This is a genomic window from [Bacillus] selenitireducens MLS10, from assembly GCF_000093085.1.
GTDB lineage: Bacteria > Bacillota > Bacilli > Bacillales > Salisediminibacteriaceae > Salisediminibacterium > Salisediminibacterium selenitireducens.
Genome location: NC_014219.1, coordinates 2,043,139 through 2,068,979 on the forward strand (window position 1 = coordinate 2,043,139; position 25,841 = coordinate 2,068,979).

The 25,841-nt window shown below is 43.5% G+C and carries 24 protein-coding genes and 1 riboswitch; of the genes, 20 read left to right on the forward strand and 4 right to left on the reverse strand.

The annotated features are described in order from the left end of the window. The first annotated feature begins 73 nt into the window (after positions 1-73). The 6 genes from BSEL_RS09425 (at position 74) to BSEL_RS09450 (ending at position 4,967) form a co-directional block, all read left to right on the forward strand. A complete protein-coding gene (locus BSEL_RS09425; protein ID WP_049773646.1) occupies positions 74-397 on the forward strand; it encodes a metal-sensing transcriptional repressor in 324 nt (107 codons plus the stop codon). Positions 398-406: 9 nt separating this feature from the next. Next, the gene (locus BSEL_RS09430; protein WP_013172768.1) at positions 407-2,800 is read left to right on the forward strand and encodes a heavy metal translocating P-type ATPase; all 2,394 of its coding nucleotides are present in this window, start codon (positions 407-409) and stop codon (positions 2,798-2,800) included. A 29-nt stretch (positions 2,801-2,829) separates the two neighbouring features. Further along, positions 2,830-3,036: a copper chaperone CopZ gene (gene copZ, locus BSEL_RS09435; protein WP_013172769.1), complete on the forward strand. Its 207-nt coding sequence runs from the start codon at positions 2,830-2,832 to the stop codon at positions 3,034-3,036. A 218-nt stretch (positions 3,037-3,254) separates the two neighbouring features. Beyond that, on the forward strand, positions 3,255-3,740 hold the full coding sequence (locus BSEL_RS09440) for a TlpA family protein disulfide reductase (RefSeq protein ID WP_041581872.1): 486 nt from the start codon (positions 3,255-3,257) through the stop codon (positions 3,738-3,740). A gap of 6 nt (positions 3,741-3,746) precedes the next feature. After that, positions 3,747-4,361 (forward strand): hypothetical protein, encoded by a 615-nt coding sequence (locus tag BSEL_RS09445; protein ID WP_013172771.1) that lies wholly within the window; start codon positions 3,747-3,749, stop codon positions 4,359-4,361. 54 nt (positions 4,362-4,415) lie between these two features. Then, on the forward strand, positions 4,416-4,967 hold the full coding sequence (locus tag BSEL_RS09450) for a CcdC family protein (RefSeq protein ID WP_013172772.1): 552 nt from the start codon (positions 4,416-4,418) through the stop codon (positions 4,965-4,967). A 93-nt stretch (positions 4,968-5,060) separates the two neighbouring features. Here BSEL_RS09450 and BSEL_RS09455 read toward each other — a convergent pair whose 3' ends face one another. Continuing rightward, positions 5,061-5,495, reverse strand: a complete 435-nt coding sequence (locus tag BSEL_RS09455) for a DUF2621 domain-containing protein (protein WP_013172773.1) — start codon at positions 5,493-5,495, stop codon at positions 5,061-5,063. Between the two features lie 153 nt (positions 5,496-5,648). On the opposite strand from BSEL_RS09455, the gene BSEL_RS09460 reads away from it, so the two are divergent. From BSEL_RS09460 to BSEL_RS09485, 6 genes are all read left to right on the forward strand, one after another. Next, positions 5,649-6,818, forward strand: coding sequence for a TraB/GumN family protein (locus BSEL_RS09460; protein WP_013172774.1), 1,170 nt, complete (start codon positions 5,649-5,651; stop codon positions 6,816-6,818). 33 nt (positions 6,819-6,851) lie between these two features. Continuing rightward, positions 6,852-7,163: a BC1872 family protein gene (locus BSEL_RS09465; protein WP_013172775.1), complete on the forward strand. Its 312-nt coding sequence runs from the start codon at positions 6,852-6,854 to the stop codon at positions 7,161-7,163. After that, positions 7,163-7,627 (forward strand): hypothetical protein, encoded by a 465-nt coding sequence (locus BSEL_RS09470; RefSeq protein WP_013172776.1) that lies wholly within the window; start codon positions 7,163-7,165, stop codon positions 7,625-7,627. Before BSEL_RS09465 ends, BSEL_RS09470 begins: the two co-directional genes overlap by 1 nt. A 307-nt stretch (positions 7,628-7,934) precedes the next feature. Next, positions 7,935-9,014: a D-alanine--D-alanine ligase gene (locus BSEL_RS09475; RefSeq protein WP_013172777.1), complete on the forward strand. Its 1,080-nt coding sequence runs from the start codon at positions 7,935-7,937 to the stop codon at positions 9,012-9,014. A gap of 91 nt (positions 9,015-9,105) precedes the next feature. After that, positions 9,106-10,476 carry a UDP-N-acetylmuramoyl-tripeptide--D-alanyl-D-alanine ligase gene (locus BSEL_RS09480; RefSeq protein WP_013172778.1) on the forward strand — a complete coding sequence of 457 codons (1,371 nt, stop codon included), beginning with the start codon at positions 9,106-9,108 and terminating at the stop codon, positions 10,474-10,476. A 35-nt stretch (positions 10,477-10,511) separates the two neighbouring features. Further along, complete coding sequence (locus BSEL_RS09485) at positions 10,512-11,267, forward strand: VOC family protein (RefSeq protein ID WP_041582400.1); 756 nt, start codon at positions 10,512-10,514, stop codon at positions 11,265-11,267. A 61-nt stretch (positions 11,268-11,328) separates the two neighbouring features. Here the strand turns inward: BSEL_RS09485 and BSEL_RS09490 are convergent, their stop codons facing one another. Then, a complete protein-coding gene (locus BSEL_RS09490) occupies positions 11,329-12,204 on the reverse strand; it encodes a methyl-accepting chemotaxis protein (RefSeq protein WP_177304825.1) in 876 nt (291 codons plus the stop codon). A 211-nt stretch (positions 12,205-12,415) separates the two neighbouring features. Here BSEL_RS09490 and BSEL_RS17070 point away from each other — a divergent pair, with 211 nt between their 5' ends. Together BSEL_RS17070 and BSEL_RS09500 are read left to right on the forward strand one after the other, a co-directional pair. Next, a complete protein-coding gene (locus tag BSEL_RS17070; RefSeq protein ID WP_013172781.1) occupies positions 12,416-12,814 on the forward strand; it encodes an RDD family protein in 399 nt (132 codons plus the stop codon). Between the two features lie 163 nt (positions 12,815-12,977). Continuing rightward, a complete protein-coding gene (locus tag BSEL_RS09500; protein WP_013172782.1) occupies positions 12,978-14,123 on the forward strand; it encodes a dicarboxylate/amino acid:cation symporter in 1,146 nt (381 codons plus the stop codon). 147 nt (positions 14,124-14,270) lie between these two features. Here BSEL_RS09500 and BSEL_RS09505 read toward each other — a convergent pair whose 3' ends face one another. Together BSEL_RS09505 and BSEL_RS09510 are read right to left on the reverse strand one after the other, a co-directional pair. Next, entirely contained in the window at positions 14,271-14,786 is a 516-nt protein-coding gene (locus BSEL_RS09505) for an EAL-associated domain-containing protein (protein ID WP_041581874.1), read from the reverse strand. A 12-nt stretch (positions 14,787-14,798) separates the two neighbouring features. Beyond that, positions 14,799-15,479 (reverse strand): EAL domain-containing protein, encoded by a 681-nt coding sequence (locus BSEL_RS09510; protein WP_041581876.1) that lies wholly within the window; start codon positions 15,477-15,479, stop codon positions 14,799-14,801. Between the two features lie 328 nt (positions 15,480-15,807). Next, positions 15,808-15,890: riboswitch (cyclic di-GMP riboswitch) on the forward strand. Positions 15,891-15,971: 81 nt separating this feature from the next. On the opposite strand from BSEL_RS09510, the gene BSEL_RS09515 reads away from it, so the two are divergent. The 6 genes from BSEL_RS09515 to BSEL_RS09535 all read left to right on the forward strand — a co-directional run bounded on the left by BSEL_RS09515 (position 15,972) and on the right by BSEL_RS09535 (position 25,826). Continuing rightward, positions 15,972-18,299, forward strand: a complete 2,328-nt coding sequence (locus BSEL_RS09515) for a putative bifunctional diguanylate cyclase/phosphodiesterase (RefSeq protein ID WP_013172783.1) — start codon at positions 15,972-15,974, stop codon at positions 18,297-18,299. Between the two features lie 221 nt (positions 18,300-18,520). Then, the gene (locus tag BSEL_RS09520; protein WP_013172784.1) at positions 18,521-19,780 is read left to right on the forward strand and encodes a PucR family transcriptional regulator; all 1,260 of its coding nucleotides are present in this window, start codon (positions 18,521-18,523) and stop codon (positions 19,778-19,780) included. A 16-nt stretch (positions 19,781-19,796) separates the two neighbouring features. Further along, positions 19,797-21,788 carry a molybdopterin-dependent oxidoreductase gene (locus tag BSEL_RS09525; protein ID WP_269815731.1) on the forward strand — a complete coding sequence of 664 codons (1,992 nt, stop codon included), beginning with the start codon at positions 19,797-19,799 and terminating at the stop codon, positions 21,786-21,788. Positions 21,789-21,802: 14 nt separating this feature from the next. Next, positions 21,803-22,342, forward strand: coding sequence for a 4Fe-4S dicluster domain-containing protein (locus BSEL_RS18365; RefSeq protein WP_408643032.1), 540 nt, complete (start codon positions 21,803-21,805; stop codon positions 22,340-22,342). A 187-nt stretch (positions 22,343-22,529) separates the two neighbouring features. Next, positions 22,530-23,234 carry a TorD/DmsD family molecular chaperone gene (locus BSEL_RS09530; RefSeq protein WP_013172787.1) on the forward strand — a complete coding sequence of 235 codons (705 nt, stop codon included), beginning with the start codon at positions 22,530-22,532 and terminating at the stop codon, positions 23,232-23,234. An 18-nt stretch (positions 23,235-23,252) separates the two neighbouring features. Beyond that, entirely contained in the window at positions 23,253-25,826 is a 2,574-nt protein-coding gene (locus BSEL_RS09535; RefSeq protein WP_013172788.1) for a molybdopterin-dependent oxidoreductase, read from the forward strand. The last annotated feature ends 15 nt before the right edge of the window (positions 25,827-25,841 follow it).

The following is a 25,841-nucleotide window of genomic DNA, read 5'->3' on the forward strand; positions in this document are numbered from 1 at the left end:
TGCCGTTTTTCTGTTGACAATCATACTGTACGGGGGTATAGTATAAACATAACCTTATAAACGGGGTGACCTAATGGACGACAAATTAACAATTCCTCTTCAACCGGGCAAGAAGCCCGTGATGATGAGGACTGAGGAAGAAAAAAAGGCACTGATACAAAGACTTCGGAGAGTTGAAGGACAGGTGCGCGGTATCCAAAAGATGATAGAGGAAGATCGGTATTGTGTCGATATTCTGGTACAGATTTCGGCGATTAATGCAGGTCTTAAGCGCGCAGGATTTCACATTCTTGAAGACCATACAAAGGGTTGTGTCAGCTCGGCTGTTGAGGAAGGCGATGGCGAATCAGCTATCGAAGAATTGATGAAAGTGTTCGAACAATTCTCGAAATCGTAGGTGAATGATATGGCAAAAGTAACTGTGGATTTACCGGTGACGGGTATGACATGTGCAGCATGCTCATCGCGGATAGAAAAAGTTCTGAACAAGCAGGAAGATGTGGAAGCGTCCGTCAATCTCACAATGGAACGGGCAACAGTCACATATGATCAAGAAAAAGTAACAACGGAAGCGATCATTCAAAAGATTGAAAAACTCGGATTTTCCGTCGATCAGGAGAGCCTGGAATTTGATATTGAAGGCATGACCTGTGCTGCCTGTTCTGCAAGAATTGAGAAGGTTCTCGGTAAGACAACAGGCGTTGAACAGGTGTCTGTCAACCTGGCAATGGAACGTGGCCAGGTCACATATATTCCCGGACTCGTTGATGAACAGGACCTATTTGATAAAGTGAAAAAAATCGGCTTTAAAGCCAAGGCGATTGAAGGAAATGAAGACAGTAAACGGGATAAAAAAGACGAACTCGTTAAGAAACAGAAATTTTTGTTTGTCTTTTCCCTTCTGTTTTCGCTTCCGTTATTTGTGACAATGATTGATCACTTTTATCCCCAGCAAATGATTCTGCCTCATTGGTTAATGAACGGTTATCTTCAGTGGGCATTGGCTACACCGGTGCAATTCTATGCAGGGCTTCAGTTTTATAAAGGAGCATACAAGTCGTTGCGCGGCGGTAGTGCGAATATGGATGTTCTCGTAGCCATGGGGACTTCAGCCGCCTATTTTTATTCGGTTTATCTTGTCATGACTGGAGAAGTGTATTTGTTCTTCGAGACGAGTGCCGTGATTATTACACTGGTTCTCCTTGGTAAGCTGCTTGAAGCGAGGGCGAAAGTACAGACTTCTGAAGCCATTAAAAAATTAATGGGCATGCAGGCGAAAACGGCCACAGTGGTCAGGAATGGCTCAGAAGTGCAGATAGCCATTGAAAATGTCCAAAAAGGCGACATTATCAAAGTGAAACCGGGTGAAAAGATACCGGTTGATGGTATCGTCACTGAGGGAAGCTCTTCTGTGGATGAATCCATGCTTACCGGAGAGAGCATTCCTGTTGAGAAATCGAACGGTGAAGAAGTGATAGGCGCGACAATCAACAAAAACGGTTCTCTTTATTTTGAAGCAACAAAAGTCGGCAAAGAGACAACGTTGGCCCAAATCATAAAGGTTGTTGAACAGGCGCAGGGTTCAAAAGCACCGATTCAGAGAATGGTTGATATTATCTCCGGTTATTTCGTTCCTGGTGCTGTTTTGATTGCCGTTCTTTCTTTTGTCGGATGGTATTTCTTCGCAGGTGCTTCATTCCAGGAGGCGCTGATTAATTTCACCGCAGTCCTCGTAATTGCCTGCCCTTGTGCGCTCGGTTTGGCAACCCCGACTTCCATTATGGTCGGTACGGGAAAAGGAGCAGAATCCGGCATCTTGTATAAAGGCGGCGAACATCTCGAACGCGCACATCATACGGATACGGTTATTCTTGATAAGACGGGAACGATTACGAATGGCACCCCGGAAGTAACGGATTTTATCGCGTTGAATGATTCGGCTGATCAAACGACACTGATGAAGCTTGCAGCTTCGATTGAGGCTTATTCGGAGCATCCGCTAGGTGAAGCCATTGTTCACTATGCGCAAGAGCATGATCTCAATACGATTAAAATCGATGACTTTCAGGCCGTTCCTGGCCACGGTTTGTCAGGGGTGGCAGAAGGAAAGCCTCTTCATATAGGAACACGAAAGTTAATGAGCAAAGAGGGGATGTCTGTCGACGGATTTGAAGATCAAATGGCTGAGCTTGAAAAGGCTGGTAAAACCGTTATGATCCTAGCTTATGACCGTATCCCTGCAGCATTAATTGCTGTTGCCGATCAGGTGAAAGAGACTTCTGGTGAAGCGGTGAAGCAGTTGCAGAAACTCGGGTATCAGGTTGTTATGCTCACAGGAGACAACGAACGCACTGCAAATGCCATAGCAAAATCTGTCGGGATCGATCACGTTTTCAGCGAAGTCCTGCCTGAAGAAAAAGCACTGAAAGTGAAAGAATTGCAAGAGGAAGGAAAGCGTGTCATTATGGTGGGGGATGGAATCAATGATGCGCCAGCTCTTGCCATGGCAGATATCGGCATGGCAATAGGTACAGGTACAGATGTTGCGATGGAGGCGGCCGATATCACACTGATGCGCGGTGATTTACGCTCAATTCCACAAGCGATTAGGCTTAGTCATCTGACCATGCGAAACATTAAACAGAATCTGTTCTGGGCATTTATTTATAATTCCATCGGACTCCCTGTAGCCGCTTTTGGTTTTCTCGCTCCATGGGTTGCAGGCGCAGCCATGGCATTCAGCTCAGTTTCCGTTGTATCCAATTCTTTACGCTTAAAGCGTGTGAAGATGGACATATAATATTAATCAGAAAAGGAGCGTTTGATTCAATGAAAACAGATATTATTGAAGTGGATGGTATGACTTGCGGTCATTGCAAATCATCAGTTGAAGGAGCTTTGCATCAGCTTGAAGGTGTCGAAAAAGCAGAAGTCAATCTTGATGCCAAACAGGTTACAGTAGACTATGACGAGGGCAAAGTAACCGTGTCAGCAATGAAATCAGAAATTGAAGATCAGGGTTTTGATCCGAAATAATCCACTCATAGAAGGTAGCCTGAAGGGTCGTTCTGATTAAGAACGGCCTTTTCTCTTTATATTTGCGGGAAGCCCGGCTGCCTTCATACTTGCAGTAAGCTGTCCCGTTCAGGTATACTCAATCTGTATACATACCCCTTATCGTATTGGAGGATGACCTATGATTTACCTCAAACGCATAACCGCTATACTGATGTCCGTGACCGCAGTCTTTTTTTTTGTGGCTCGGAAATGAACAAAGCCGTTTTGAGAGTGGCAATTATGAAGCGGCTGTTTATCCTCAGCCGGGGCATGAAGCACCGTCATTTGAAGCGGAGTCATTTTCTTCGGAGAAATTCGCTTTTAATTCTGAAATGCAAACCCCTGTTGTGATCTATTTCTGGACTTCATGGTGTCCATACTGTCAGGCTTCATCACAGGCAATGGAAGAGGCTCACAATAAGTATGGCGAGGATGTGACATTCATTGGTGTGAATGCGACTGCATCAGACCGGGAACAGGATGCAGTATCATTTATAGACGAACACAGCTTGAGTTTTGTCAATGTTCGAGACGAGGGTGGAGGGATAGCAGGAAGTTATTATGTGCCTCCTGTACCAACCACGGTATTTGTTGACGGAGAAGGAATCATTACCCACCGCAAAACGGGTGGAATCACAGCAAATGAAATCGAAAACCATGTTCGCTTATTAAAGGAGGGCTGATCAGGCATGTTTGAACCCTATCGGACATTTTCACTGGGTCCACTCAGTTTATCAATGGAACTGCTTTTTTTACTGGTGGCAGTGATTGTCGCATTTTTTTCAATAGAGCGCTATATGAAGTGGCTGAATCTTGATCAGAGAGAGAAGATTTCCGATCATCTCACATGGGCACTGTTTGGTGCTGTCGCTATTTTTAAATTTTGGCCGGTGATCACGGCACCTTCTTTGTTAAGTAATCCGATGAATGCCCTTTATTTTACGGGCGGGCCGTTTGCACTTGAAGCGGCTATGATATTTGCAGTTGGCTGGATTGCAGTGTTCGCGATCATCAGAAAGTGGCCAATACAGTTATGGGAAGCTGTGATTGGCGGTGCAGCCGCCGGTTCAATCATATATTTCGCAGGTGTGCGTAATTTAGGAGCGGTCAGTCCTCTTTCAGTCGGATTTAATGTGGAGGGCGTTTTATTGCATCCATTGAATATCTATATACTTGTTTTAGTGATCCTTGCAGGAGCGGGGAGATTTATTTTTTGGGGTAAACAGGCAGGCTATAAACCCATCTATTATTATATTGGAAGTGCTTTAGCAATTTGGGTACTTATTTCACCATTCCGTATTTAACCGAACGATTCCTGTGGTATAATAGGCACGACTTCGTGGAGGGGAGACTTGGTTATGTATGGAATAGCGTTTACAATTGCAGCAGTATTTATGGCATTCTTCGCCATGTATGTTCGAATGAAAGCGATGGAAAGACCGGCTACCGCAAGGAAGATCCTGATTCCACCGCTTGCTATGTCTACAGGGTTTTTGATGTTTTTATATCCGCCGGTTCAGGAGATCACGTGGCTTGAAGTCGGTGAAGCACTTGGTGTTGGACTTTTATTGTCTGTCCTTCTGATCAAGACCTCCCATTTTGAGGTGCGCGGTCAAGAGATCTACATGAAAAAAACGAAACTTCTTCCGTTTTTACTGATTACGCTTCTCGTCGGCAGGCTTGCAGTAAAGCTTGCGCTCGGAATTCATTTTGAGTACGAAGTATTGGCAGGGATGTTTTTTATTTTGGCATTCGGTATGCTTCTTCCGTGGAGAATTTCTATGTTCGTTAAATTCAATGAAGTGAAACGACAGCTTGAATGGAGCCGGAATTTTGGCAAAGCTGAAACAGAAGAAAGCGAATCGCCGGAGGATTCCGGTACGGTGTCTTCGGATATACGGTCTGTCTGAAGCGGCAGAATCGAATTGGCAAGTAACAGATGAGTGACGGCTGCACGTGAAAAACCGGCCCTGCAGAGCCGGTTTTTGTTCATGTTGTACATATCAGGATGATTGGGAAAAGTAGGTTTCGTAAGGGGCTGCATCAATGTCTTTATCTTTCAGTTTCTTACGGAGGAACTTATGATCACGCTTTGGGGTCGCGAGAATGTATCCCCGTATGATGAGGTCTACTGTCATTTCATCGGCATTTTCTTCGAGGGCCAGTTCACCGATTTTTCCGGCAATTTTCCCTTTGGCGACATCACGAAATATCTCAGGAACGGGCTCAACAAGTTCATTCAACAGCTCTTTTTTCTCATCTGTCCAAAGATGCAAGGTTTCCTGAATATAGTAATCCTGCCAATCGAGAATGGACTTCCCGTCTTCTTTTGGCATTTTTTTTAAGAATTTTCGGAACATAAAATAGCCGCCGATTGCGACCATGACAAAGATAAAAATCGACCAAAGTAAAATAAACCACATAAACAAATCATTCATAGAAGAAACCTCCTTCACTTGTATTTTACGCAAAATCGGACCAAATGCAAAGAAGTTTGTTATCCTGCTGTAAATGATGCATCGAGCATTCAGTAAAAAAACATGGTATAGTACATAACGTGAAGAAAAATATGATGGTAAAGAGGGACATGTATGACTGAAGAACATATTACGAGGATCACCGCAAATCATAAAGAAATTATTCTGGTCGGAACGGCCCATGTATCCAAGCAAAGTGCGGATCAGGTGAAAGAAGTAATTGAAAACGAACAGCCGGACACGGTGTGTGTGGAGCTCGATGAGCAGCGGTTTCAATCGATTCAGAACGAAAATCAGTGGAAAGATATGGACATTTTCAAAGTTATCAAAGAGAAAAAAGCTTCTCTTTTGATGATGAATCTGTTGATCTCCTCTTTTCAAAAACGGATGGCCAAGCAGTTTGGCATTAAGCCCGGTCAGGAAATGATTCAAGGCATTGCATCTGCAGAAGAACAGGGTGCTGAACTGGTTCTAGCCGACCGAAATATTCAAATTACATTCGCCCGTATTTGGAAGAATGTTGGATTTTGGGGCAAAGCCAAACTCATGACGGCGATTATGGGCAGCGTGATCAGTAATGAAGAAATTTCGGAAGAAGAACTTGAAAAGATGAAATCTGAAGACATGTTAAATTCGGCGCTAACCGAATTCAGCCGTGCGTTTCCTAAGCTGAAAACGCCGTTGATTGATGAAAGAGATCAATATTTGGCTCAAATGATCAAAGAAGCCCCCGGGGAAAAAATTGTGGCGGTTCTTGGTGCGGCTCATGTTCCTGGCATTCTCGAGGAGATCAAGCATGATCATGATCTTGATAAGCTGAACGAACGCCCGCCCAAATCACCGGTTCCAAAGATTATCGGATGGATGATTCCGGTGATGATCATCGGTATAATCATAGCGACGCTGCTGATGAATCCGGCGGCCGGCGTTCAGCAGATCATCAGCTGGTTGTTATGGAACGGTTCATTTTCTGCCCTTGGTGCAGCCCTTGCATTTGGACACCCGGCCGCAGTCATAACGGCATTTATGATAGCCCCTCTCAGTTCACTGAGTCCTGCGCTGGCAGCAGGGTGGTTTGCGGGTATCGTACAAACGTATTTCAGACGTCCGCAAGTCAATGATTTTGAGCGTTTATCAGAAGATGTCTATTCGTTTAAAGGCTTTAAAGAAAACAAAGTAACCCGTATCCTGCTTGTTGTGATTTTCAGTAATATCGGAAGCACGATCGGTACCGTTATCGGTGGCGCAGACGTCATCCGTGTGTTTATTCAAAATTTAACCTGATCGATCCGATCCGGTTTGAAAGGGGATTTCGCTATGGATTATCGTGAAGTATTGGCAAGAAGGGTTATGGGCTGGCGATTGCAGTCTGCAGGCAAGTGGTTTGACAGTCAGGAGAAGCGGATCATTCAGGGGTTTGATCCGTCAAAAAATCCTGAGCAGGCAGATATGCTGGTTCAGCAGCTTGAAACATTCGGTTTTCGTTACAGACAATCCGGTACGTATACGGTTTGTTTTGAAAATGAGTTTCATAAAATATGCGAATCGGGTTCGTCGAGAGAAGAAGCGATCACAAATGCAGCTTATGCATTGGCTGAAAATGAACCGGTTCCCTCGGAGTGGTTTTGATGAATCAAGGGTTTCACTCCTCGCTGATAACGTATTTGGACCATCTGCAGGATTGGTCGAAACAAGATGAGATAATTCTCAAAACCCCCGTAAGAGCAGGCCGTTGGTCGATGCGGGATATCATTGCACATATTTATTATTGGGACCGTTTTATTCTTGAAACGGTCCTTCCGGCGAACATAAACCAGACTGAGATTCGTCATTGGCCCCATTCCGAACTGTATAACAGGGCTGCGATCGCAGCTTTGGATGGAAGGCCGGTGACGTGGATTTGTAAACAGGGGATCCTTACACGGAGCGGGCTTCTGGATGAAATGGCGAAACGAAACGGATCAGACAGCCTTATCATTCATGGTCGTCCAGATATTTCAGATCTTCAGGATGTTGCTGGTTTGTTCAGTAAACATGACGATCATCATATCAGGCAGATTCAGCATTATCTGCATGCGGGAATGAGCCGCTGACAGACAGAAAACCGGCTTCCTTTCAAAAGGAACCGGTTTTTGGTTTTACTTTTGGATTGTTTAACTCCGTTACAGGATTATCGTATAAGTGAAACTGAAGCTGTCGCCTTAAAGGCGTGGCGACAAGTGCCGTTTTCTTTAATGACAGTGATTGTTCAACGAATAGAAAGAATTCGGAATCTCAGATATCCTCATTACATTGTTTTTTACGAAAAAACTGTCAGGGAAGGATTGCGGCAGAGACAACATTCCCGTAATATTTAAGTTGCAGGAAATCACTGATTGCAACTATTGGAGGTCAAGAACAATGACAACGAAATTAGGATTAGTATACGGAGGAAAATCTGCGGAACACCAGGTATCACTTCAGACAGCTAAAGCAGTAATCAATGCGCTCGATTTTGAGCAATATGAAGTGCATCCGATCTATATTACGGTTACCGGCAGGTGGATCAGAGGGCAAGAACTTACTTCCACCATTGAGGATGCTTCACTATTGAAATTTGAAGAGGGGAAAGAGATTTCTCCTACGTCTTTAAATCAATCTGTATTTCCATCATATGAAAGTGAAGAGCGCCCATTTGATATTATTTTCCCCTTATTACACGGACCTAATGGGGAAGACGGAACGATTCAGGGGCTTCTGGAAATGCTCGATATCCCGTATGTGGGTAATGGCGTACTTGCTTCATCTGCGGGTATGGATAAGGTAATGATGAAGAATATTTATGCGCATGCCGGAATCCGGCAGCCGGCTTATGTTTGGTATACCCGTCCAAATTATGAAAAAGATACAGAAGCTGCCTGTCAGCATGTGGAGGAAGTGTTGGGTTTTCCATGCTTTGTTAAACCTGCGAACCTCGGTTCGAGTGTGGGCATCAGTAAAGCGTCGAACCGGCAAGAACTGGTTCAGGCATTTCAAACGGCCTTTGATTACGACAGAAAGGTCATCGTGGAAGAAGGTATTGACGGCCGGGAAGTGGAAATTGCCGTACTCGGTAACGATGAGCCCGAGTGTTCAGTCGTTGGTGAAATTGTGCCGAAGGCCGATTTTTATGATTACAAAGCCAAGTATGAAGACAACAGTACAGGGTTGATTATTCCTGCAGAGATTACGGATGAAGAATATGAGACAATCAAAGCTGTTGCGGTTCAGTCATTTAAGGCACTGGATTGCTCAGGCCTTGTCAGGGCGGATTTCTTTCTGACGAAAGACAGCACGATCCTGATGAACGAAGTAAACACGATGCCTGGTTTTACCCCGGTCAGTATGTTTCCATTACTTTGGAAGGAATCCGGGATCTCCTATCCCGCACTGATTGAGAAGATGATCCGATTAGGAATGGAGCGTTACGACGAGAAGAAACGAATCAAGCATACGTTTTGATCCGTTACAGAAGATTTGGATAAGGCTAAACAGGGAGGCAGGACTATTACAGTCTGCCTCTGTTTGAGTAACAGAACAGGAGATGAGCAGGATGATAAGAGAATCAGTTTCAACCATGGCAAAATGGCTGAATGATGCTGACATAATAAATATATCAGAGGATACATCCATTGCAGGTGTTTGTACAGATACAAGGAATATCCTACCAGGCAGCCTGTTTATACCGATTGTGGGTGAACGGTTTAACGGTCATGATTTTGTCAAACAGGCGATTGATCGAGGAGCAAAGGCAGCTTTGTGGTCAACAAAAGAGGCAGATGCACCAGAGGATTTGCCTTTGATTTTTGTTGAGGATACGATTGAAGCTTTGCAGCAGTTAGCGAAGCACTACCTCCGGACAATTGGAGCCAAAGTAATAGCCGTTACCGGGAGCAATGGGAAGACAACAACAAAAGACATGATGGCAGCAGTATGTGAAACCTTATGGAAAGTCCAGAAAACACAGGGGAATTTTAATAATCATATTGGTATGCCATTAACCATTCTTGCTCTGCAAAAGGATACAGAGGCAGTTATTTTGGAAATGGGCATGAGTGGTTTTGGAGAAATTGAATTGTTGTCTCAAATTGCCGAACCTGATGCAGCAATCATTACGAACATCGGAGAGTCACATTTACAGGACCTCGGCTCGCGAGAGAATATCGCAAAGGCCAAGATGGAGATTGCAAAGGGATTAAAAGACGGAGCTCCGCTTGTATTCCATGGCGATGAACCGTTATTAACACCTCTGACGGAACAGAGTCCACATCCTCTTTTAACATTTGGACATCGAGACACAAATCGGTATTTTCCTCAGGAGATCGTTCATGAACCAAACGGAACCCGCTTTAATGTTGGCGGAAATGAGATCGGTTCTTATTTCATAACGGTTCTTGGTGCGCATAACGTGTTAAACGCCATTGCTGTGATTGCCACAGCGAGATGGTTTGGTATTGAAGATCACAAAATTAATCTCGGATTTCAATCTGTGCAAATGACCGGGATGCGTCTTGAGCAACTGTCAGGCGCTGATGGCGTTACGATCATCAACGATGCATACAATGCAAGTCCGACATCTGTAAAGGCTGCATTGGAGCTGGTACAGGATATGAAGGGCCATCAGAATAAATATGTTGTACTTGGAGACATGCTCGAACTCGGTGAAGCTGAAGAAATGTTTCATTTCGACACAGGCGCGATGATCGATCCGGCTGCCATTACCGGTGTCTTCACATATGGGACACTCTCTGAACATATACAAAAAGGAGCACTCCGACGGTTCGAAGAGGAACGTGCCATGCATTTTTCTGATAAGCCGGCACTCATTAGTCATTTGAAATCGGTTTTAAAAAGTGACGATCTCGTTTTAATAAAAGGTTCAAGAGGAATGAAGCTTGAGGAAGTGGCAGAGGCGTTATTATAGATAACGACTGCAGAACAGGAGGGATCTATGTGAATATGAGCCTTGATCACGTTGTTCATTATGTCAACGATGTACCCGGGGCCGTGGAGACCTTCAAACAGGAGGGGATTCATGCTGTAATGGGCGGTTCCCATAAACAATGGGGAACACATAATGGGCTTGCTTACTTCAATCTCAGCTACATCGAGTGGCTGGGAATCGAGGATGAATCGTCACTAAAACAGGCATACGGACAAAATCCGGTGTTTCAAGATGCAGGTGTTCTGCTTCCTGAATCACCTGTTCTTCATAAATTTGCAATCCGAACTTCCCATATCGAACAAGTCTGTCAGTCGCTTGAAGAAAAAGGGATTCGAACATCAGGCGTACTGGCCAACAGCCGTCAGGATCGCAAAGGACGCTCGATCCGTTGGAAAATGCTGATTCTTGAAAACAGTCCTGAACAGATGCCCTATCCTTTCTTTATTGAATGGGAAGAAAGTGACTGCGAACGTTTGAAGAAACTGAAAGAGTCCGGAGTGATTCCGGAGAGAGCGTCGCACGATATCAGAATCAGTGAGCTCGTTTTTCATACTTCCAGTCCAGCAGATGTGAAGGACGAGTGGGCATCACTTTTCGGTATTCAAGTTGAAGACGATGAAGTAAATACATTGAATATTGACGGAGTAAGACTTGTTTTTCGTAAAGGCATTCAAAATCGTCTGACATCGGTTATCCTCGAAGGCAAACTTTTGGATGATAAAAGGATTAAAATCGAAGGAAGTGAATATAAGCTTGTTTCTTCATGTTGAACATGAAGGTGCCCGCCCTGTCTTTTATCAGACCTGGGCGGGCATTGGTTTATTCTTGCTTCTATTCTGTTCTCTGAATTAAGCTGGTCATGGACTCTTCAACTTCCCGAATCATGGATTCAATTTCTGTCATTGATTCCGCCTGGTCTTCAATGAAATGGCCATTATGGTCGACCTGTTCTGCAATGTTACCGAAAACATCCTGTATTTCTCCGAGGTTGGCGTTCACCTTTTCAACAGACTCTTCGCTGCGCGCAGCAAGCTTTCGGATTTCCTGAGCCACAACGACAAATCCTTTTCCTGCTTCCCCGGCTCTGGCGGCTTCAATACCGGCATTTAAACCGAGAATCTGACTTTGGCTGCCGATTGTTTTGATCATGCCGAGAACCTCTTCCATATTCTTTACTTTTTGAATGGAATCAGATGTTGTTGACCTTGTATTTCTTGACGAATTGGCCAGTTCCTGTGCCTTCTCTGTTAAATTAGCTATTTTTTCCATCATTTTATTGAGTTTATCATTGATGCCCTGTATGGTACTCGACATATCCGTAACGAGTTCACGATTCTCGAGCCAAAGTGTGATGGTACGGGAAATGAGACCCAACACCGGTCTGATCTCATCAGGATCTCCGGAAACACCAAGGTTGGCAATCCGTTCTCCTTTATAAATGACAGGCAGATTAATGCCTGCCTTTGGAGCATCTTTTCCGAACTGTTGCTGGTATTCTTCCGCCATTTCAACCGTTACGACACCTTCATCAATAGTACCGTCCATCACTTCTTTTCCAACTTTATGAAAGTCCCCGATGCGGCTTTTGATATTTGCTGCAAATATGTATCCTTCTTCGTTTACAAAAATCAAATGGTAGCCTGTTTCTTCACTGACAATTTGGCAAATCTCCTGAGCAAATGCCGATGTAAGTAATGATTCTGACACGTTTTCATCCCCTCTCATTTAATCAAACTGTCTCCCCATGGATATTGTAACAGAAATAAAGCGGTTGCAAATGATTATTTAAAGTACCATGGAAAAGAGATTCCTGATCATTCATGTGGTAAAATATACAAAAGAGACATTTTAATTTTGTCAGACGATTTTTATTTTATGAGTGCGATGTACATCATTCAAAATCAAAGGAGAGATAGCGATGGATTTGTTTAAACGAAGGATAGCTGCTCATTTGATTGATTCGGCTATTGCAACAACAATTGCGTGGGGCATGGCGCGAAAATGCGACAGAAACAGTGGTCGGCGTGAATCTTCTCCTGCAGCAGTCATGTGGGGGCTCGAACTTTTACAGACAAAAATCGCAGGCCAGACGTTAGGTCAACGCATTATGAAAATCAAAACAGTTAATGAACAGGGAGAAACGCCCTCAGCTTATCAATTATCAAAACGGATGATTTACCGAGATACGGTCGGTCAAATGGTTTACCTCATCAAACGCCGTTCTTATCTTGAGCGCGGCGGGGCAGAATTTCCGCACGATGTGTTTACCGGCACAAAAGTGATTCGAATGAACAATAAAAAAACACAGGCCGATTAAGAAATTCATTTGATTATAGGTGTATGGCGGCGATTTCAATAAAGTGATTATTCCGACTATTTGGTTTTCTCTTGAACTTAACTACTGAAAAGGTAGTATAGACATGTAGGGAAAACATTTGTCCTCTTGTCGTGGACGATCTATGTCGGAAGGAGTGTCATGTATGAAGTTAATTTTGAAACTGATCATTGGTATTGCAGGGGGGATTATCATTGGGCTCATTGGTTTTGAGCCGCTGACCAAATTATTGATAACGTTTGAAGTGATTTTTGGACAGTTTATCGGATTTATGATCCCATTGATTATCCTTTTTTTCATTGCATCAGGTGTAGCAAATCTCGGAGGAGCATCGGGACGGCTTGTCGGTTTAAATGTAGGAACGGCTTACCTGTCCACATTGCTTGCGGGGATTATGGCTTATTTTGTAGCGGTTGCCATTATGCCAATGATTGCCTCTGAACGAAGTGCACCAGAAGAGGATGCCGGACTTGAACCATTTCTCGAATTGGAAATTGAACCTCTGATGGGTGTCATTACGGCACTTGTACTGGCCTTTGTTTTTGGGATTGCCATGTCCAAATTGAAAACGGAAACCTTGATTTCTGTATTCGATCAGGGCAAAGCGGTTGTTGAACTTGTTATCAAAGGAATTATCATTCCACTTTTACCCTTTTTTATCGCGGGGATTTTTGCCGGTATTGCTGCAGAGGGGACCGTATTTGAAACCCTGCAGATATTCGGTCTTGTTCTCGTTACAGCGATTGTTCTTCATTGGGTGTGGATATCCATCCAGTACACGCTGGTTGGCCTTTATACCGGTCGAAATCCGCTTCAGTTGATCAAAACAATGCTGCCAGCTTACTTTACCGCTCTCGGTACGATGAGTTCTGCAGCGACGATTCCTGTCACATTGAAACAGGCGAAAGAAAATAAAGTGCGTGAAGAGGTTGCGAATTTCAGTGTGCCCCTTGGCGCGACTATTCACCTTGCAGGAAGTGTTATCACAATCGTCGCTTGTGCGGTGGCGGTAATGTCCATACTTGATGGATTTACTGTACCCGGATTCTTTGAAATGTTACCTGTCATTGCGATGCTCGGTGTTATTATGATTGCGGCACCTGGTGTTCCAGGTGGGGCTATTATGGCAGCAATTGGTGTTCTGACCTCCATGCTTGGCTTTACTGAAGTGGCATTCGGTCTGATGATTGCCTTATATATGGCTCAGGACAGTTTTGGAACTGCAGCTAACGTCACAGGTGATGGTGCAATTGCGCTTGCCATTGATAAATTCACCGATAAAGTAAAATAAACGAAGACGCCGTCCGGAAAATGGGGCGGCGTCTTTTTCATACCATAAAAATGTTTAACTTCGTTAAAGGATTATTGTCTAAGTGCAACTAAGGCTTTCACCATTAAAGTTTGGCGACAAACCAATTTTACCAGATAAATGGTTGTATCATGCGTGAAAATCTGCAAACAGATATAGACCGTTTGCTACGGGATAAGAAAAGGTGAACAGTTCTATGCCTGTTTGAACATCCAGATAAGGATCTGACAAGTGGCCGGATTGCTGAATATCCATCTCAACAAGATTTTTCAAGAAATATGGTCTTGAACTCCAATTTTTCCCTTTGAATTCCGGATGAATTGACCAATCATCGTCTTGTCTTAAATAATTCGAGGAAATTTGATTGCCGTAATGATCGCATAAATAGACACGCAAACACATGTTGTTCAGACAATGGAGAAAATGCTCAATGACTTGATCAGGATTTGCAAAACCATCAAATGCCGGTTTTGCAGTTAAAGAGAAGGTTTGATTGAGTGACCGTTCGAAAATAACACGTTTCTTTAATTTATCAGTCAGCGTATCAATCATGTGTCTTCGTTTATGCTGCATCAGGTCGGAGAAAGATATTTTGTGGCGGAAATCAGGACTTGCTTCATAGAAAAGAAAACCCTGATAAAACATCGCTCCATTGTTCTAGGCAGCTTCAAGTTCATCCATTGTTTCTATGCCTTCAAACAAAAGATCTGAACCCATCCTTTGAGCCAAGATTGAGAGTGCATGGAGGACGTGCTGATAACTTTTCGAATGCGTACTTTTTTGCACAAGCTTCAAATCGATTTTTAATAAATCCGGTTCAATATGTGCGATCCGATCAAGAGAACTGAATCCTTTCCCGACGTCGTCTAATGCTATTTGGGCACCGAGGTTCCTATAGTCACGTATTTGATCCATAAACGCTTGATGATGAAGACTTGAACTCTGTTCGGTGATTTCGAGTACAACAGATGACAGATCCGCACCCCTGTTGCCGAACTGAGTCAGTTTCCGGAGGAGACGGTGATGAACGCTTTCTGTCACATAATCCGGATTAATGTTAATAAATAACTGTTTGTTTTGTTTCCATAACTTTGATTGATAAAAAGCGTCAATACCCAGGTTCCGAATCTCTTCATCCATTAGTTGTTTCCGACTTGTTGAAATCGAAGGATTGCTAAAAAACGGTCCGAGTGATTGAATTTCATGGTTGGTATCTTTGTGTCTTCCGAGTAATTCAAAACCAATCACCTCAAAATGATCCGCACCAATGATTGGTTGATAAGCGGGAATCAGGGTATTCAAAAATGAATGAACGTTTGCTTTTATCATGGTTGGCATGCTGGTCCCTCCTGATGTTCTCTCAGTGGATGTAGTAAAGACTAACATGATCAGACGGAAAATATCAAAATAGTGTCAGGTTTTCTGACGCTGAAATGATTGGAAACCCATACAGATTATAAAGATTTGGCTTTTTGCCCATTTGTTCAGAGTAACCAATTCAATTTGGAGCATTCTCAGCATTGAATTAAATAATTGAGATGCAGTGAGCCGGTATTGGGTGCGGAAGCGGTCGGGTTAAGCATAAAGAACTATTTGTCTGTTGTCTGATCATTCTGTTATTCTTTTTATACCAATTAAGGTATAATAGGATTAGTTCAATAGATTCAATTAGAAAAGGCAAAATCTGTGAAATCAGATGACGCAAAGCCACGGACCTAACGGTTTTCCCACGGTCGCCGGGCTACCAAAGATTGAGGAAGTCATTCTTTGGAATGGCTTTTTTTATTGTTTGTTCAGACATATCAGATTCTTGAAAGGAGGGAACCAAGGATGAAAATCAATTTGAGTGTCAAAAGGTTCATTTTAGGACTTATTCTGTTTATCCTGTTCTATTATTTGTGGATCCTGGTTTTCTCTGATCATACTGTTATGTACCTTGCAGGGATCAGTTTGTTAAATACGATTGCTCTTATTTTTGGTTTGTTTTGGCTTTTTTTTTCGTATCGACAGGCTGAGGGGCCAAAACGTTATGTCTGGTTCCTTTTGATCATGAGTTTTATCAGTATTATGATCAGCAGCATTTATTTTTTCTATGCAGTTCTGACGCTGGACGGTGCGTTGCCATTTCCGAACGCGGGCGATTTTTTAACTTTTGTAAGGTATATTCTTGTGATGACTGCTGTTGTCATGATTATTCGGATATCAGGAAAACGTGCCGAAGTAAACCGGTTTCTTTTTAACATTCTGCTCTTTACTGCGGTTGTCCTGACACTCAGTTGGCCAATATACTTTGAACCGCTTTTCAACATGCACAGGGATGATACAGAAGCTCTTGTTACGGCTGTTATGTATCCGACAGTGATCATGATGACACTGTTTGTTTCATTAAGTCTGCTTTATTTCACACAATACAGTGCCAATAAACTGATGATGACACTCCTCACTGCCGGTCTATTATTTCAGATTACCGGAGATATCGCAGTTGCCTCTTCACTGATGTACAATTGGGCAGATCAGCCTGTTTGGTATCACCATCTCTTGGTTCCATCTTATGCTTTAGCATGGCTTTTGATTGGATACGCGGGACTATACGGTGAGACAACCAAGTTTGACAGGCTTTTTTCTGAACGGCAGTTGACGTATAAAAACGGGAATATGGTTGCTTATGGAAGTGTCACACTTCTAATCGCACTTTATTTTATCAGTCCTTCTGAAGTGATTCGAAATGGGCTGGTTTTCATCCTGCTTCTTATCGTTATCAGACAATATTTTGTTCTTCGAGAGAACAGAAGACTGAATGATGAGCTTGAAAGCCTTGTTGAACAGAAAACAGGAGATCTGCAGAAAGCGTTAAACAAAATGGAACATGTGGCAAAGTATGATCACCTGACCGGACTGCCAAATCGAAGAATGATTGTAAATGAGCTGGAGATGCTGATTGATGCGTCAGAAAAAAAGAATGAGACATTTGCACTGCTCTTTATTGATATGGACCGCTTTAAAACAGTTAACGATACCCTCGGTCATAAAGCAGGGGATGAACTTCTTAAGCAGGTTGCAGAAAAATTGAAGCAAAGTGTTCGAGATGCCGATAAAATCGGGAGGTATGGTGGAGATGAGTTCATTATCCTTTTGAAGGATGTAGATGAAAAAGAAATCCGGCAGGTCGCGACTCGTATTAAACATACATTTATACATGCATTTAATCTCGAAGGAAAAGCCTTCTATACATCCCCGAGCATCGGGGTCAGTATGTATCCTGAAGACGGTACATCTGCGATTGATTTAATCAAGTATGCGGATATTGCCATGTACGATGCCAAATCCAGTGGAGGCGTCCATTATCGCATGTATCAAACGATGTCTGCGGATGTTCACAGAAAACTGCTTCTTGAAGATGAGATCAGGTCTGTCGTTCCCGAAAATGATCTGTACGTGATGTATCAGCCTGTGCATAAAATCGACACAGGAGAATTAACCGGTTTTGAAGCGCTGATGCGCTGGCGTCATCCCGAAATGGGTGAGATAATGCCTGGTGAATTTATAGGTGTTGCCGATGAAACTGGTATGATTGTCCCTATGGGTCGTTGGATTATGGAAGAGGCGTCAAAGCAACTGCAATTTTGGAACAGAAAAGGGATTCGTCATATTTCGATTTCAATTAACCTTTCGAGCAGACAACTTTATGATCCGGATTTTCTTTCCATGTTAAGAGAAGTACTCGCAACAAAAGAGATTGAAGCTGGTCAGCTTGAACTCGAACTGACGGAGCGAGGTATTTATAATGAAGACCAATTAAAAGAGATTTTGCTCGAGGTAAAGAAACTGGGAATCAGTGTGGTACTAGATGACTTTGGCACGGAACGCTCATCCATGACTATGCTGAATCGCTTTCCTTTTGACCGGATTAAAGTTGATCAATCTGTTTTTCAGGCTACAGAGACAAATGAGGATGCTCAATCTCTTTTATTATCGATTCTTGATGCAGCAAAGCACTTTGGTCTCGAGGTTGTGGCTGAAGGAATTGAGCATATTTATCATATGAAACTCGCCAGGGAACTGGGTTTTGATACGGGTCAGGGGTACTATTACAATAAGCCGTTACTTGCGGAAAAAGCGGAGCAACTGCTGTTTCAATCAATAAAAACAAATGAGTGACAAACAGCCTTCATGTAGACTGGGAGGCTGTTTTGTGTTGGATCGGAAGATAAATATGGGGCGCTCTTTTTTGCGTCTTGATCTGTGTTTATAAAATCTGAAAAATAATCAATTTGTCGTATTTTGTTGAATAATGTCATCGATTTGTACTAATTTCATCAGCGGGATTCATGAATAGGATGAGATAATTGTGTTATTCATATGAAATCAGGTGATGCAATATGGTATCTCATTCAATGTTTAACAATCCTGAACTGCAGGAGAGTTTCCGTCATCAATTGCTTCGAGCCCTGTCATCCGGAAAAGGCATTCAGGCAATTCTCTATGAATTTTATCAGGTATTTTCGATTCGAGCCGTAATCACGGATGACATCTTTTACCCGCAAGCGATTAAAAGCGGGCAGGAAAGCGACCGTTATATTGAGTTGATAGACGTGATTGACGGAGAACCGGCCATCATCCTCGACAGACGATTACAGTATCAGTGGCAGGCGGTCCGATTTGATTTAAAGTCGAATGATGAGATATGCGGCTATTTATTCGTTGATGAAATTGGAATGACAAATTTTATCTATGAACAGATTAAAAGCATCACAGGAGATTTATCCTTTGCGGTCCTGGCTGAATTGAAGAAAAACAAAGAATTGTTACATCAGGGCAGAAGGTGGAAGTATGCATTTTTGTTTGATCTTCTTTATGGAAATATAAAAGATGAACAGACACTCAACGCACATGCCAAGACGTGGGAATGGGATCTTTCCGTTCCGCATATGGTGTTATCGTTTCAACTTCAGAATTACGATCAATTGCTTGGTGATGAGGTTTTACTCGAAAAAATACAGCGAACATGGGAACTCTTTTTGATGAGGCATTTGATTAATCCTATGATTCTTCAAAAGAGAGATGAATTGATTGTATGTCTTCCTGTTGATTCGAACATCAAAGATTTAAAGAACAGTATTAAAGTGAAGGAACGGGTGAATCAACTTCTAACCTCTGCTGCAACAATACTCAATCAGAGAGATTTTTATATCGGTGCAGGAAGAGCTTATCATCAGGGGATCGAGCTCTATCGGTCTTATCAGGAAGCCAAAATGGCCAGAAACATCGGTATTCATGAAACAGGAGAGAAGCTGTCTTTCTTTCACGATATTGGACTGATGAAACTGCTCTATTCCCACGATCGTTCAGAGCTTCACGAATTTTATAAAGATACAATGGGTGAGCTGCTGAATCATGATGATGATACAGAGGCAGAACTGAAGAAAGCGCTGAGAACCTACATTGAACAGGATCTCGATATATCCCGAACTGCCCATTCATTGTTCGTGCATAAGAATACAGTCAGGTATCGGCTTAAGAAAATCGAAGATCTATTGCATGTTGATTTGAGTGACTTATCAGTCATTATGGATTTTGCAGTCGCTTTTCATATTGAAACGCTTCACCAGGTGGACAGGACGAAATTGAGGCGGTGGTGAAATGGTTTTTAATGAAATGCACACGCGTTACACAAGAAATACATGTCCGAGAAATTGTTACTCTTCCTGCAGTATGATTTCCCATGTGTCGGACGGAGTACTTGAAAAAGTGAATGGTGATCCGAAACACGGGTTTTCAAGAGGGAAGTTGTGTGCGAAAGGTTACGGATATCCGGAGTTTGTGTATTCGGATAAGCGGTTAAAATATCCTGTTAAACGCAAAGGAGAAAGAGGTGCAGGAAAGTGGGAGCGCATTTCATGGCAAGAGGCATTTGAGATGCTGGCAACAGAACTGATTAACAGTTTTGATCAACGCAATTCATTCAGATCAGTGGCTTATAATTCGTTTTCCGGGAATATTGGATTTCTTCATCACGCGATGACCGGATTTTTTTCTTATTTGGGCGATCACACATACGCTCAGGGAAACCCCTGTTTGGGAACGGGCAAGAAAGCCCTTGAAGATCAACGGTATTCAATCCCGTTTTATGAAGCGGAAGAAATGGCCAAAGGTGATTACATTATTATCTGGGGATCGAATCCGGCCGTGACAAATATTCATCAAATGAAGTATATACATGCTGCCAGAGATCGAGGTGCAGAATTAATCGTCATTGATCCGGTTTATACCCAAACGGCGAAAGCTGCGGATATCTACATTCAGATCAGGGCTGGCTCTGATGCTTCGTTGGCTGCACTGATTCTGAACGAACTTGTTCAGAGCGATCATGTGGTACGTCGATCAGAACATCATGGATTTCAACTGCTAATAAACGATCTGAAATCTGTTTCAACCGATAAGCTCAAAGAAGAAACGGGTATCTCTGAGGAAGCGCTTACCTTATTGGCGGATTGCTATGCTTTCCGAGGAACGGTAATCAGCTGGATCGGTTTTGGCATGCAGAGATATTCAAATGGCGCTGACAGCGTTCGTATGATTGATGCACTGTCTATACTGACAGAGCAAGATTCGTCTAAACGGCCGGTCTATTATCTGAACCCCATGTTTTTTGACTTGCATGACCAAGTGAATCAGAAGTTGCTGCCGCCCAAATCAAATGGTTCCCGGAGCGTGTCCTATAATCACTTTGCGAAAACCTGCCTTGATTTCTCTTCAGATCCTGTTGATTTCCTATGGATTTTAAATCGGAATCCGCTCAGTCAGGATGAATCCCTGAATGAATGGAAACAGTTGATCAAGAACGTACCATTTCTTGTTGTTAGTGATCTGCGAATGACCAAAACGGCAGCATACGCCGATCTGGTATTGCCGGTCACAAGTCACTTTGAACAATATGATTTACATGTCAGTTACTGGAACAGTTGGCTTTCATTAAATGAACCGGCGATAAAGCCGTTGTTTGAGAGTAAAAGCGATGTCATGATTGCAAGCGGTGTCTCAAAAGCCATGAATCGAATCAGACCTGGTATTTCTTCATATCCTGAAGAGCAATCTGAACTGGACTGGATTCGGAAGATCATCCGTTTGTTTGCACGCGAGCAATCGGATTTATTAACGATCGACAGTCTGAGATTTGGTCCAATGAAACTGCAGGCATATCCACATACAGCATTCATTTCGTTTGTGCATCCGGACTATGAAGACAAGAGTTTTTTGTTTGATTCTTTCCTGACGGATAAACCGAAACCCATGTATGAATTTCGCTTATTGAGTGCTCAGTCACTTATGCATATCCATTCTCAATTTGAGACGAAGATACAAGTCCCGGGTGAATTAACGACAGATCAGGTTGGCATTTCCGAAGGAACGGCTAAAACATATCACCTTCGTGACGGAGACCGTGTGATTATTTTTAATGATACCGGAGAAGTGAAACGAGAAGTAAGGATTATAAAAGCAGTGCCAAATGATGTCCTTTTGATGCGCCAGGGAGGCGCAGATCCTGTAAACAGGCTTATTAAAAATAAAAATGAGAAAAACAGCGATGATCATCAATCGACATCTTTTTTTGATAACCGGGCAAGTCTGATACTGGTGGGGAGGTAAGGGAAATGAAGCAAATGGCTTTTTACTTCAGATCTGAGCGATGTGTCAGCTGCTATGCTTGTGTCTCTGCCTGCAGCAATGAGAACAGGGAACGTGCGACTCAGCCTTTCAGAAGCATAAGCAGCAATCTTGAACATATCTTTCTCTCCTCATCCTGTCATCATTGTCAATCACCGGAATGCCTGAGAGTTTGTCCGAAGCAGACTTTTTCTAAAGACAGAGACGGTATTGTGAAGTTGAATGAGCAGATTTGTGACGGATGTGGTCTGTGTGCGGCAGCTTGCCCGTTTGATGCAATCGTTATAAGTTCACGTATGAATGGCTCTAAAGCAGTCAAATGTGAGATGTGTCCAGAACGGAGACAAAACGGATTTGATCCGGCTTGTGTGGATGCCTGTCCGACAGGTGCATTACTGGTATCGGATCTTGACTGTCCACCTCCTCTTTCTAAAGGCAGCTGGCATGTTCCGGGAATGGGAGAAGGAATGCCGAGATTCACAGAACCTTCCATCAGGATCTCCTTGCCGAAAACGAAAAAAAGATACTTTTTATGAACCCTTCCCTATGATTCTGGTGGAGGGTTCTATTTTATTTCGGTAAAAAATACATGTCACAAATCAGACACACATTACTTGTGCCCTTGTACAAAAAGCTATGCTCAGATTTTCACTTTTATCCGAATCTATTTAGCCGGATATAGCATACACTGTAATTAAGCAATCACAGAAAGGGGTTGATGAGGTGACAGCACTGCACCCGTATGTCAATGAAGAAATGATTCAGGATGTTCAGGAAATCAGACAGTTCTATTATGATTTGTTGACGCAACTATGGTCACAAGAGCCGAACCAAAAGTTATTGAGTCATTTGCGCGAATATCTCGATGAGGATGCTATGCCACTGGCTGATGAAGAGCCTTTGCTCATTCGCGGTATTCGTCAAATTGCAGAGTCATTGATGATGGCTGATCAGGATGATAAAGAGGCAGAGGCCATTCACTGGGATTATACGAGATTGTTTGTCGGGCCATTTGAATTGCCTGCACCACCCTGGGCTTCAGCTTATCGGGATGATGGCAGGATGCTCTTTCAGGATGAGACGATTCAGGTCAGGAGAGCCTATGCAAAGTACGGGTATCAGGTAGAAAGCATCGGTCAGGTAGCTGAGGATCATATCGGTCTTGAACTGGAATTTATGAGCCATCTGATCAAAGAATCTTCTGAACAGATGCGTGGAAATCTTACTGGAACCAAAGAAATCCTGAGAGATCAGGTGATCTTTTTGGAGCAGCATCTTCATTCCTGGATCTCGTTGTTTACTAAAGATGTCAGAGCGTCTGCACGAACACCGTTTTACAAGGGGTGTGCAGATCTCTTGGAAGGATGGCTGCTTCTGGATCGGCAGTTACAAGATGCCTTGTACCAGGCATTGGAGGAGTCAGAATAATATGGAGGTGACAGAATAATGTTTGAATTATTTAATCGTGTTAAAGCATTCAAAATCTCCAGACGCGCATTTATCGGAACGGGTGCTGCAGTGACTGCAGGAGCAGTGCTTCCGGCTTCGGCAAATGGTCTGAAGAAATTATCAGCAGTTCAGGCGGAGTCGTTGCAACAAGAAGAGGGCGAATGGATTCCTGCAGCATGCTGGCACAATTGCGGCGGGCGCTGTCTGCTAAAAGCGCAAGTTGTAGACGGAGTTGTAAAGCGGGTGAAAACAGATGATACAAGAGAAGATTCACCTGATAATCCGCAACAGCGTGCCTGTGTAAGGGGGAGATCCCAGCGGCAGCAAGTCTATGGAGTGGATCGTTTAAAGTATCCAATGAAGCGTAAGCACTGGGAGCCTGGTGGTGGAGATAAGTCACGCAGAGGTGAAGATGAGTGGGAGCGAATCAGTTGGGATGAAGCGACTGACATCATTGCGTCTGAAATTAAACGAATTAAAAATCAGTATGATAACCGTTCTATTCTGGTAACCGGCGGTGACATCGGCCGGGCTCTTAATCTCGTAGGCGGACATGTCTCGACATGGGGGACGACATCCTGGGGATCATGGCGATGGGGTCCGGCTTATTTCGGGCTTCAGGAAGGGTATTTTGAGCACAGCATTAATGACCGGATGGATTTAAGGAACTCACAGCTGATCGTCTTATGGGGCATGAACCCTGCGTGGAGTTCTCCCGGATCACCGACGTATAATTTTCTTCAGGCAAAAAAAGCAGGTGCACGTTTTATTGTGATTGATCCAATGTACTCGGAGTCCGCAGAACTTTTGGGAGATGAGTGGATACCAGTTCATCCCGGAACCGACCATGCACTTATGTTAGGGATGGCGCATACCATTATTACTGAAGATGACCCGGATCAAAATCCTTTAATTGATTGGGATTTTCTCAAATCATGTACAGTCGGTTTTGATGAATCAATGATGCCGGAAGGATCTGATTCCAAACAGAATTTCAAGGACTATGTTCTTGGTATTCACGATGGTGAGCCAAAAGATGCTGAATGGGCCAGTTCAATCAGCGGTGTGGATGTGACCATGATTAAACGGATCGCAAGAGAAATTGCAACGACCAACCGCGCTGCGCTGTTAACCGGATGGGCTCCTGCGAGAATCAAAAATTCCGACTCATGGCCACAGATGTTTATGACCTTTGGTGCGATGACCGGGCATATGGCTCAAGCGGGCAGGATGACCGGTGTTAGCTGTCATTTTGGAACTGGTAATGGCGGTCCGCGTCTTGTCAATGGCGGTGGGGCAGGAGTTCCGCCAAGTGCTGAGAATCCGGTTGAAGACAGTCTTGTGCACGCTGAAATGTGGAAAGCAATCAAAGAAGGAGAATACACTGCCGGATATAATGATAAGCGTGATATCAACATTCAAATGATCTACCATGGTATGGGTGCGACGCTGCAGACCAGAGATGGACAGGCGAATGGCATTGATGTTCACAAGGAAGTGGAGTTTGTTGTGACGAATGGTCACTTTATTACGACGAATGCCAAGTATTCGGATATCGTATTGCCTGCAACGACACACTGGGAGCGGGAAGGCGGTTTTAACACCGGTAACCGGGATGCATTGTTCTATTACCGACGAGTCATTGAGCCGATGTTTGAGGCGAAAGATGATGCCGAAATTACAACGATGATCGGGGAGAAACTCGGATTCAGTGCAGAAGAAGTGTATGGCGATGTATCAGCAAGACAGCAGCTGTTTAACCAAATCGCAGGCGCTACAGTTATCAATGAAGCAGGAACAGATTTTGAACCGCTCGTAACCATTACGAAAGATGATCTCTCGGAATGGGGTGTGGAAGGGCAGACACAACAAGGGCGTATTTCCATTCAGGAACTTGAAGAGAAAGGCGTATACCAGGTCGAGAGAAAACCAGGGGATAATTATGGTTACATCGCGCAGGAGGCCTTCCGTCAAGATCCTGAGGCGAATCCTTTGGCAACGGCGACAGGAAAACTTGAAATCTATTCGGAAGCTTTACAGGAATATGTCAAGAGCATTGGATTTACAGAGATTGACCCGATTCCAACATATAATCCTGCAATTGAAGGTTATGAAGAAACGTACAGCAATTTCAACAGCCGTGAAAAAGGAGATCTGCCTTTACAGGTGATTAATCCGCACTATTTAAGAAGAGCTCATACCATTTTTGATAACAATCCTTGGTTGCGAGAGGCTTGGCCGAATCATGTTTATGTAGCCAGCGCTGATGCCGATGAACGTGGTGTCAAAGACGGTGATACGGTCAAAGTCACATCGAAGCACGGATCGACACTCCGGATTGCACACGTCACAGAACGTTTAATGCCTGGAACAGTTGGACTGATGCATGGAGCATGGGTAGAAATAGATCCGGAGACAGGTATTGATCGTGCAGGATCTGACAATATTTTAACAGGATCCATCGCAACGGGACAGGCGATATCGGGTTGGAACTCAACCATTGCTGATTTTGAGAAGTGGGAAGGCATACCTCTGAAAGAAGATAAACATTGGGAGCTGAGAACGGTATAAATCACTGGAAAAGGA

Excerpts from the sequence above, each read along its gene's own strand:
- BSEL_RS09425 (WP_049773646.1), top strand. The coding sequence starts at position 74 with ATGGACGACAAATTAACAATTCCTCTTCAACCGGGCAAGAAGCCCGTG.
- BSEL_RS09430 (WP_013172768.1), top strand. The coding sequence starts at position 407 with ATGGCAAAAGTAACTGTGGATTTACCGGTGACGGGTATGACATGTGCA.
- copZ (WP_013172769.1), top strand. The coding sequence starts at position 2,830 with ATGAAAACAGATATTATTGAAGTGGATGGTATGACTTGCGGTCATTGC.
- BSEL_RS09445 (WP_013172771.1), top strand. The coding sequence starts at position 3,747 with ATGTTTGAACCCTATCGGACATTTTCACTGGGTCCACTCAGTTTATCA.
- BSEL_RS09450 (WP_013172772.1), top strand. The coding sequence starts at position 4,416 with ATGTATGGAATAGCGTTTACAATTGCAGCAGTATTTATGGCATTCTTC.
- BSEL_RS09455 (WP_013172773.1), bottom strand. The coding sequence starts at position 5,495 with ATGAATGATTTGTTTATGTGGTTTATTTTACTTTGGTCGATTTTTATC.
- BSEL_RS09460 (WP_013172774.1), top strand. The coding sequence starts at position 5,649 with ATGACTGAAGAACATATTACGAGGATCACCGCAAATCATAAAGAAATT.
- BSEL_RS09465 (WP_013172775.1), top strand. The coding sequence starts at position 6,852 with ATGGATTATCGTGAAGTATTGGCAAGAAGGGTTATGGGCTGGCGATTG.
- BSEL_RS09470 (WP_013172776.1), top strand. The coding sequence starts at position 7,163 with ATGAATCAAGGGTTTCACTCCTCGCTGATAACGTATTTGGACCATCTG.
- BSEL_RS09475 (WP_013172777.1), top strand. The coding sequence starts at position 7,935 with ATGACAACGAAATTAGGATTAGTATACGGAGGAAAATCTGCGGAACAC.
- BSEL_RS09480 (WP_013172778.1), top strand. The coding sequence starts at position 9,106 with ATGATAAGAGAATCAGTTTCAACCATGGCAAAATGGCTGAATGATGCT.
- BSEL_RS09485 (WP_041582400.1), top strand. The coding sequence starts at position 10,512 with ATGAGCCTTGATCACGTTGTTCATTATGTCAACGATGTACCCGGGGCC.
- BSEL_RS17070 (WP_013172781.1), top strand. The coding sequence starts at position 12,416 with ATGGATTTGTTTAAACGAAGGATAGCTGCTCATTTGATTGATTCGGCT.
- BSEL_RS09500 (WP_013172782.1), top strand. The coding sequence starts at position 12,978 with ATGAAGTTAATTTTGAAACTGATCATTGGTATTGCAGGGGGGATTATC.
- BSEL_RS09505 (WP_041581874.1), bottom strand. The coding sequence starts at position 14,786 with ATGTTTTATCAGGGTTTTCTTTTCTATGAAGCAAGTCCTGATTTCCGC.
- BSEL_RS09510 (WP_041581876.1), bottom strand. The coding sequence starts at position 15,479 with ATGCCAACCATGATAAAAGCAAACGTTCATTCATTTTTGAATACCCTG.
- BSEL_RS09515 (WP_013172783.1), top strand. The coding sequence starts at position 15,972 with ATGAAAATCAATTTGAGTGTCAAAAGGTTCATTTTAGGACTTATTCTG.
- BSEL_RS09520 (WP_013172784.1), top strand. The coding sequence starts at position 18,521 with ATGGTATCTCATTCAATGTTTAACAATCCTGAACTGCAGGAGAGTTTC.
- BSEL_RS09525 (WP_269815731.1), top strand. The coding sequence starts at position 19,797 with ATGCACACGCGTTACACAAGAAATACATGTCCGAGAAATTGTTACTCT.
- BSEL_RS18365 (WP_408643032.1), top strand. The coding sequence starts at position 21,803 with ATGGCTTTTTACTTCAGATCTGAGCGATGTGTCAGCTGCTATGCTTGT.
- BSEL_RS09535 (WP_013172788.1), top strand. The coding sequence starts at position 23,253 with ATGTTTGAATTATTTAATCGTGTTAAAGCATTCAAAATCTCCAGACGC.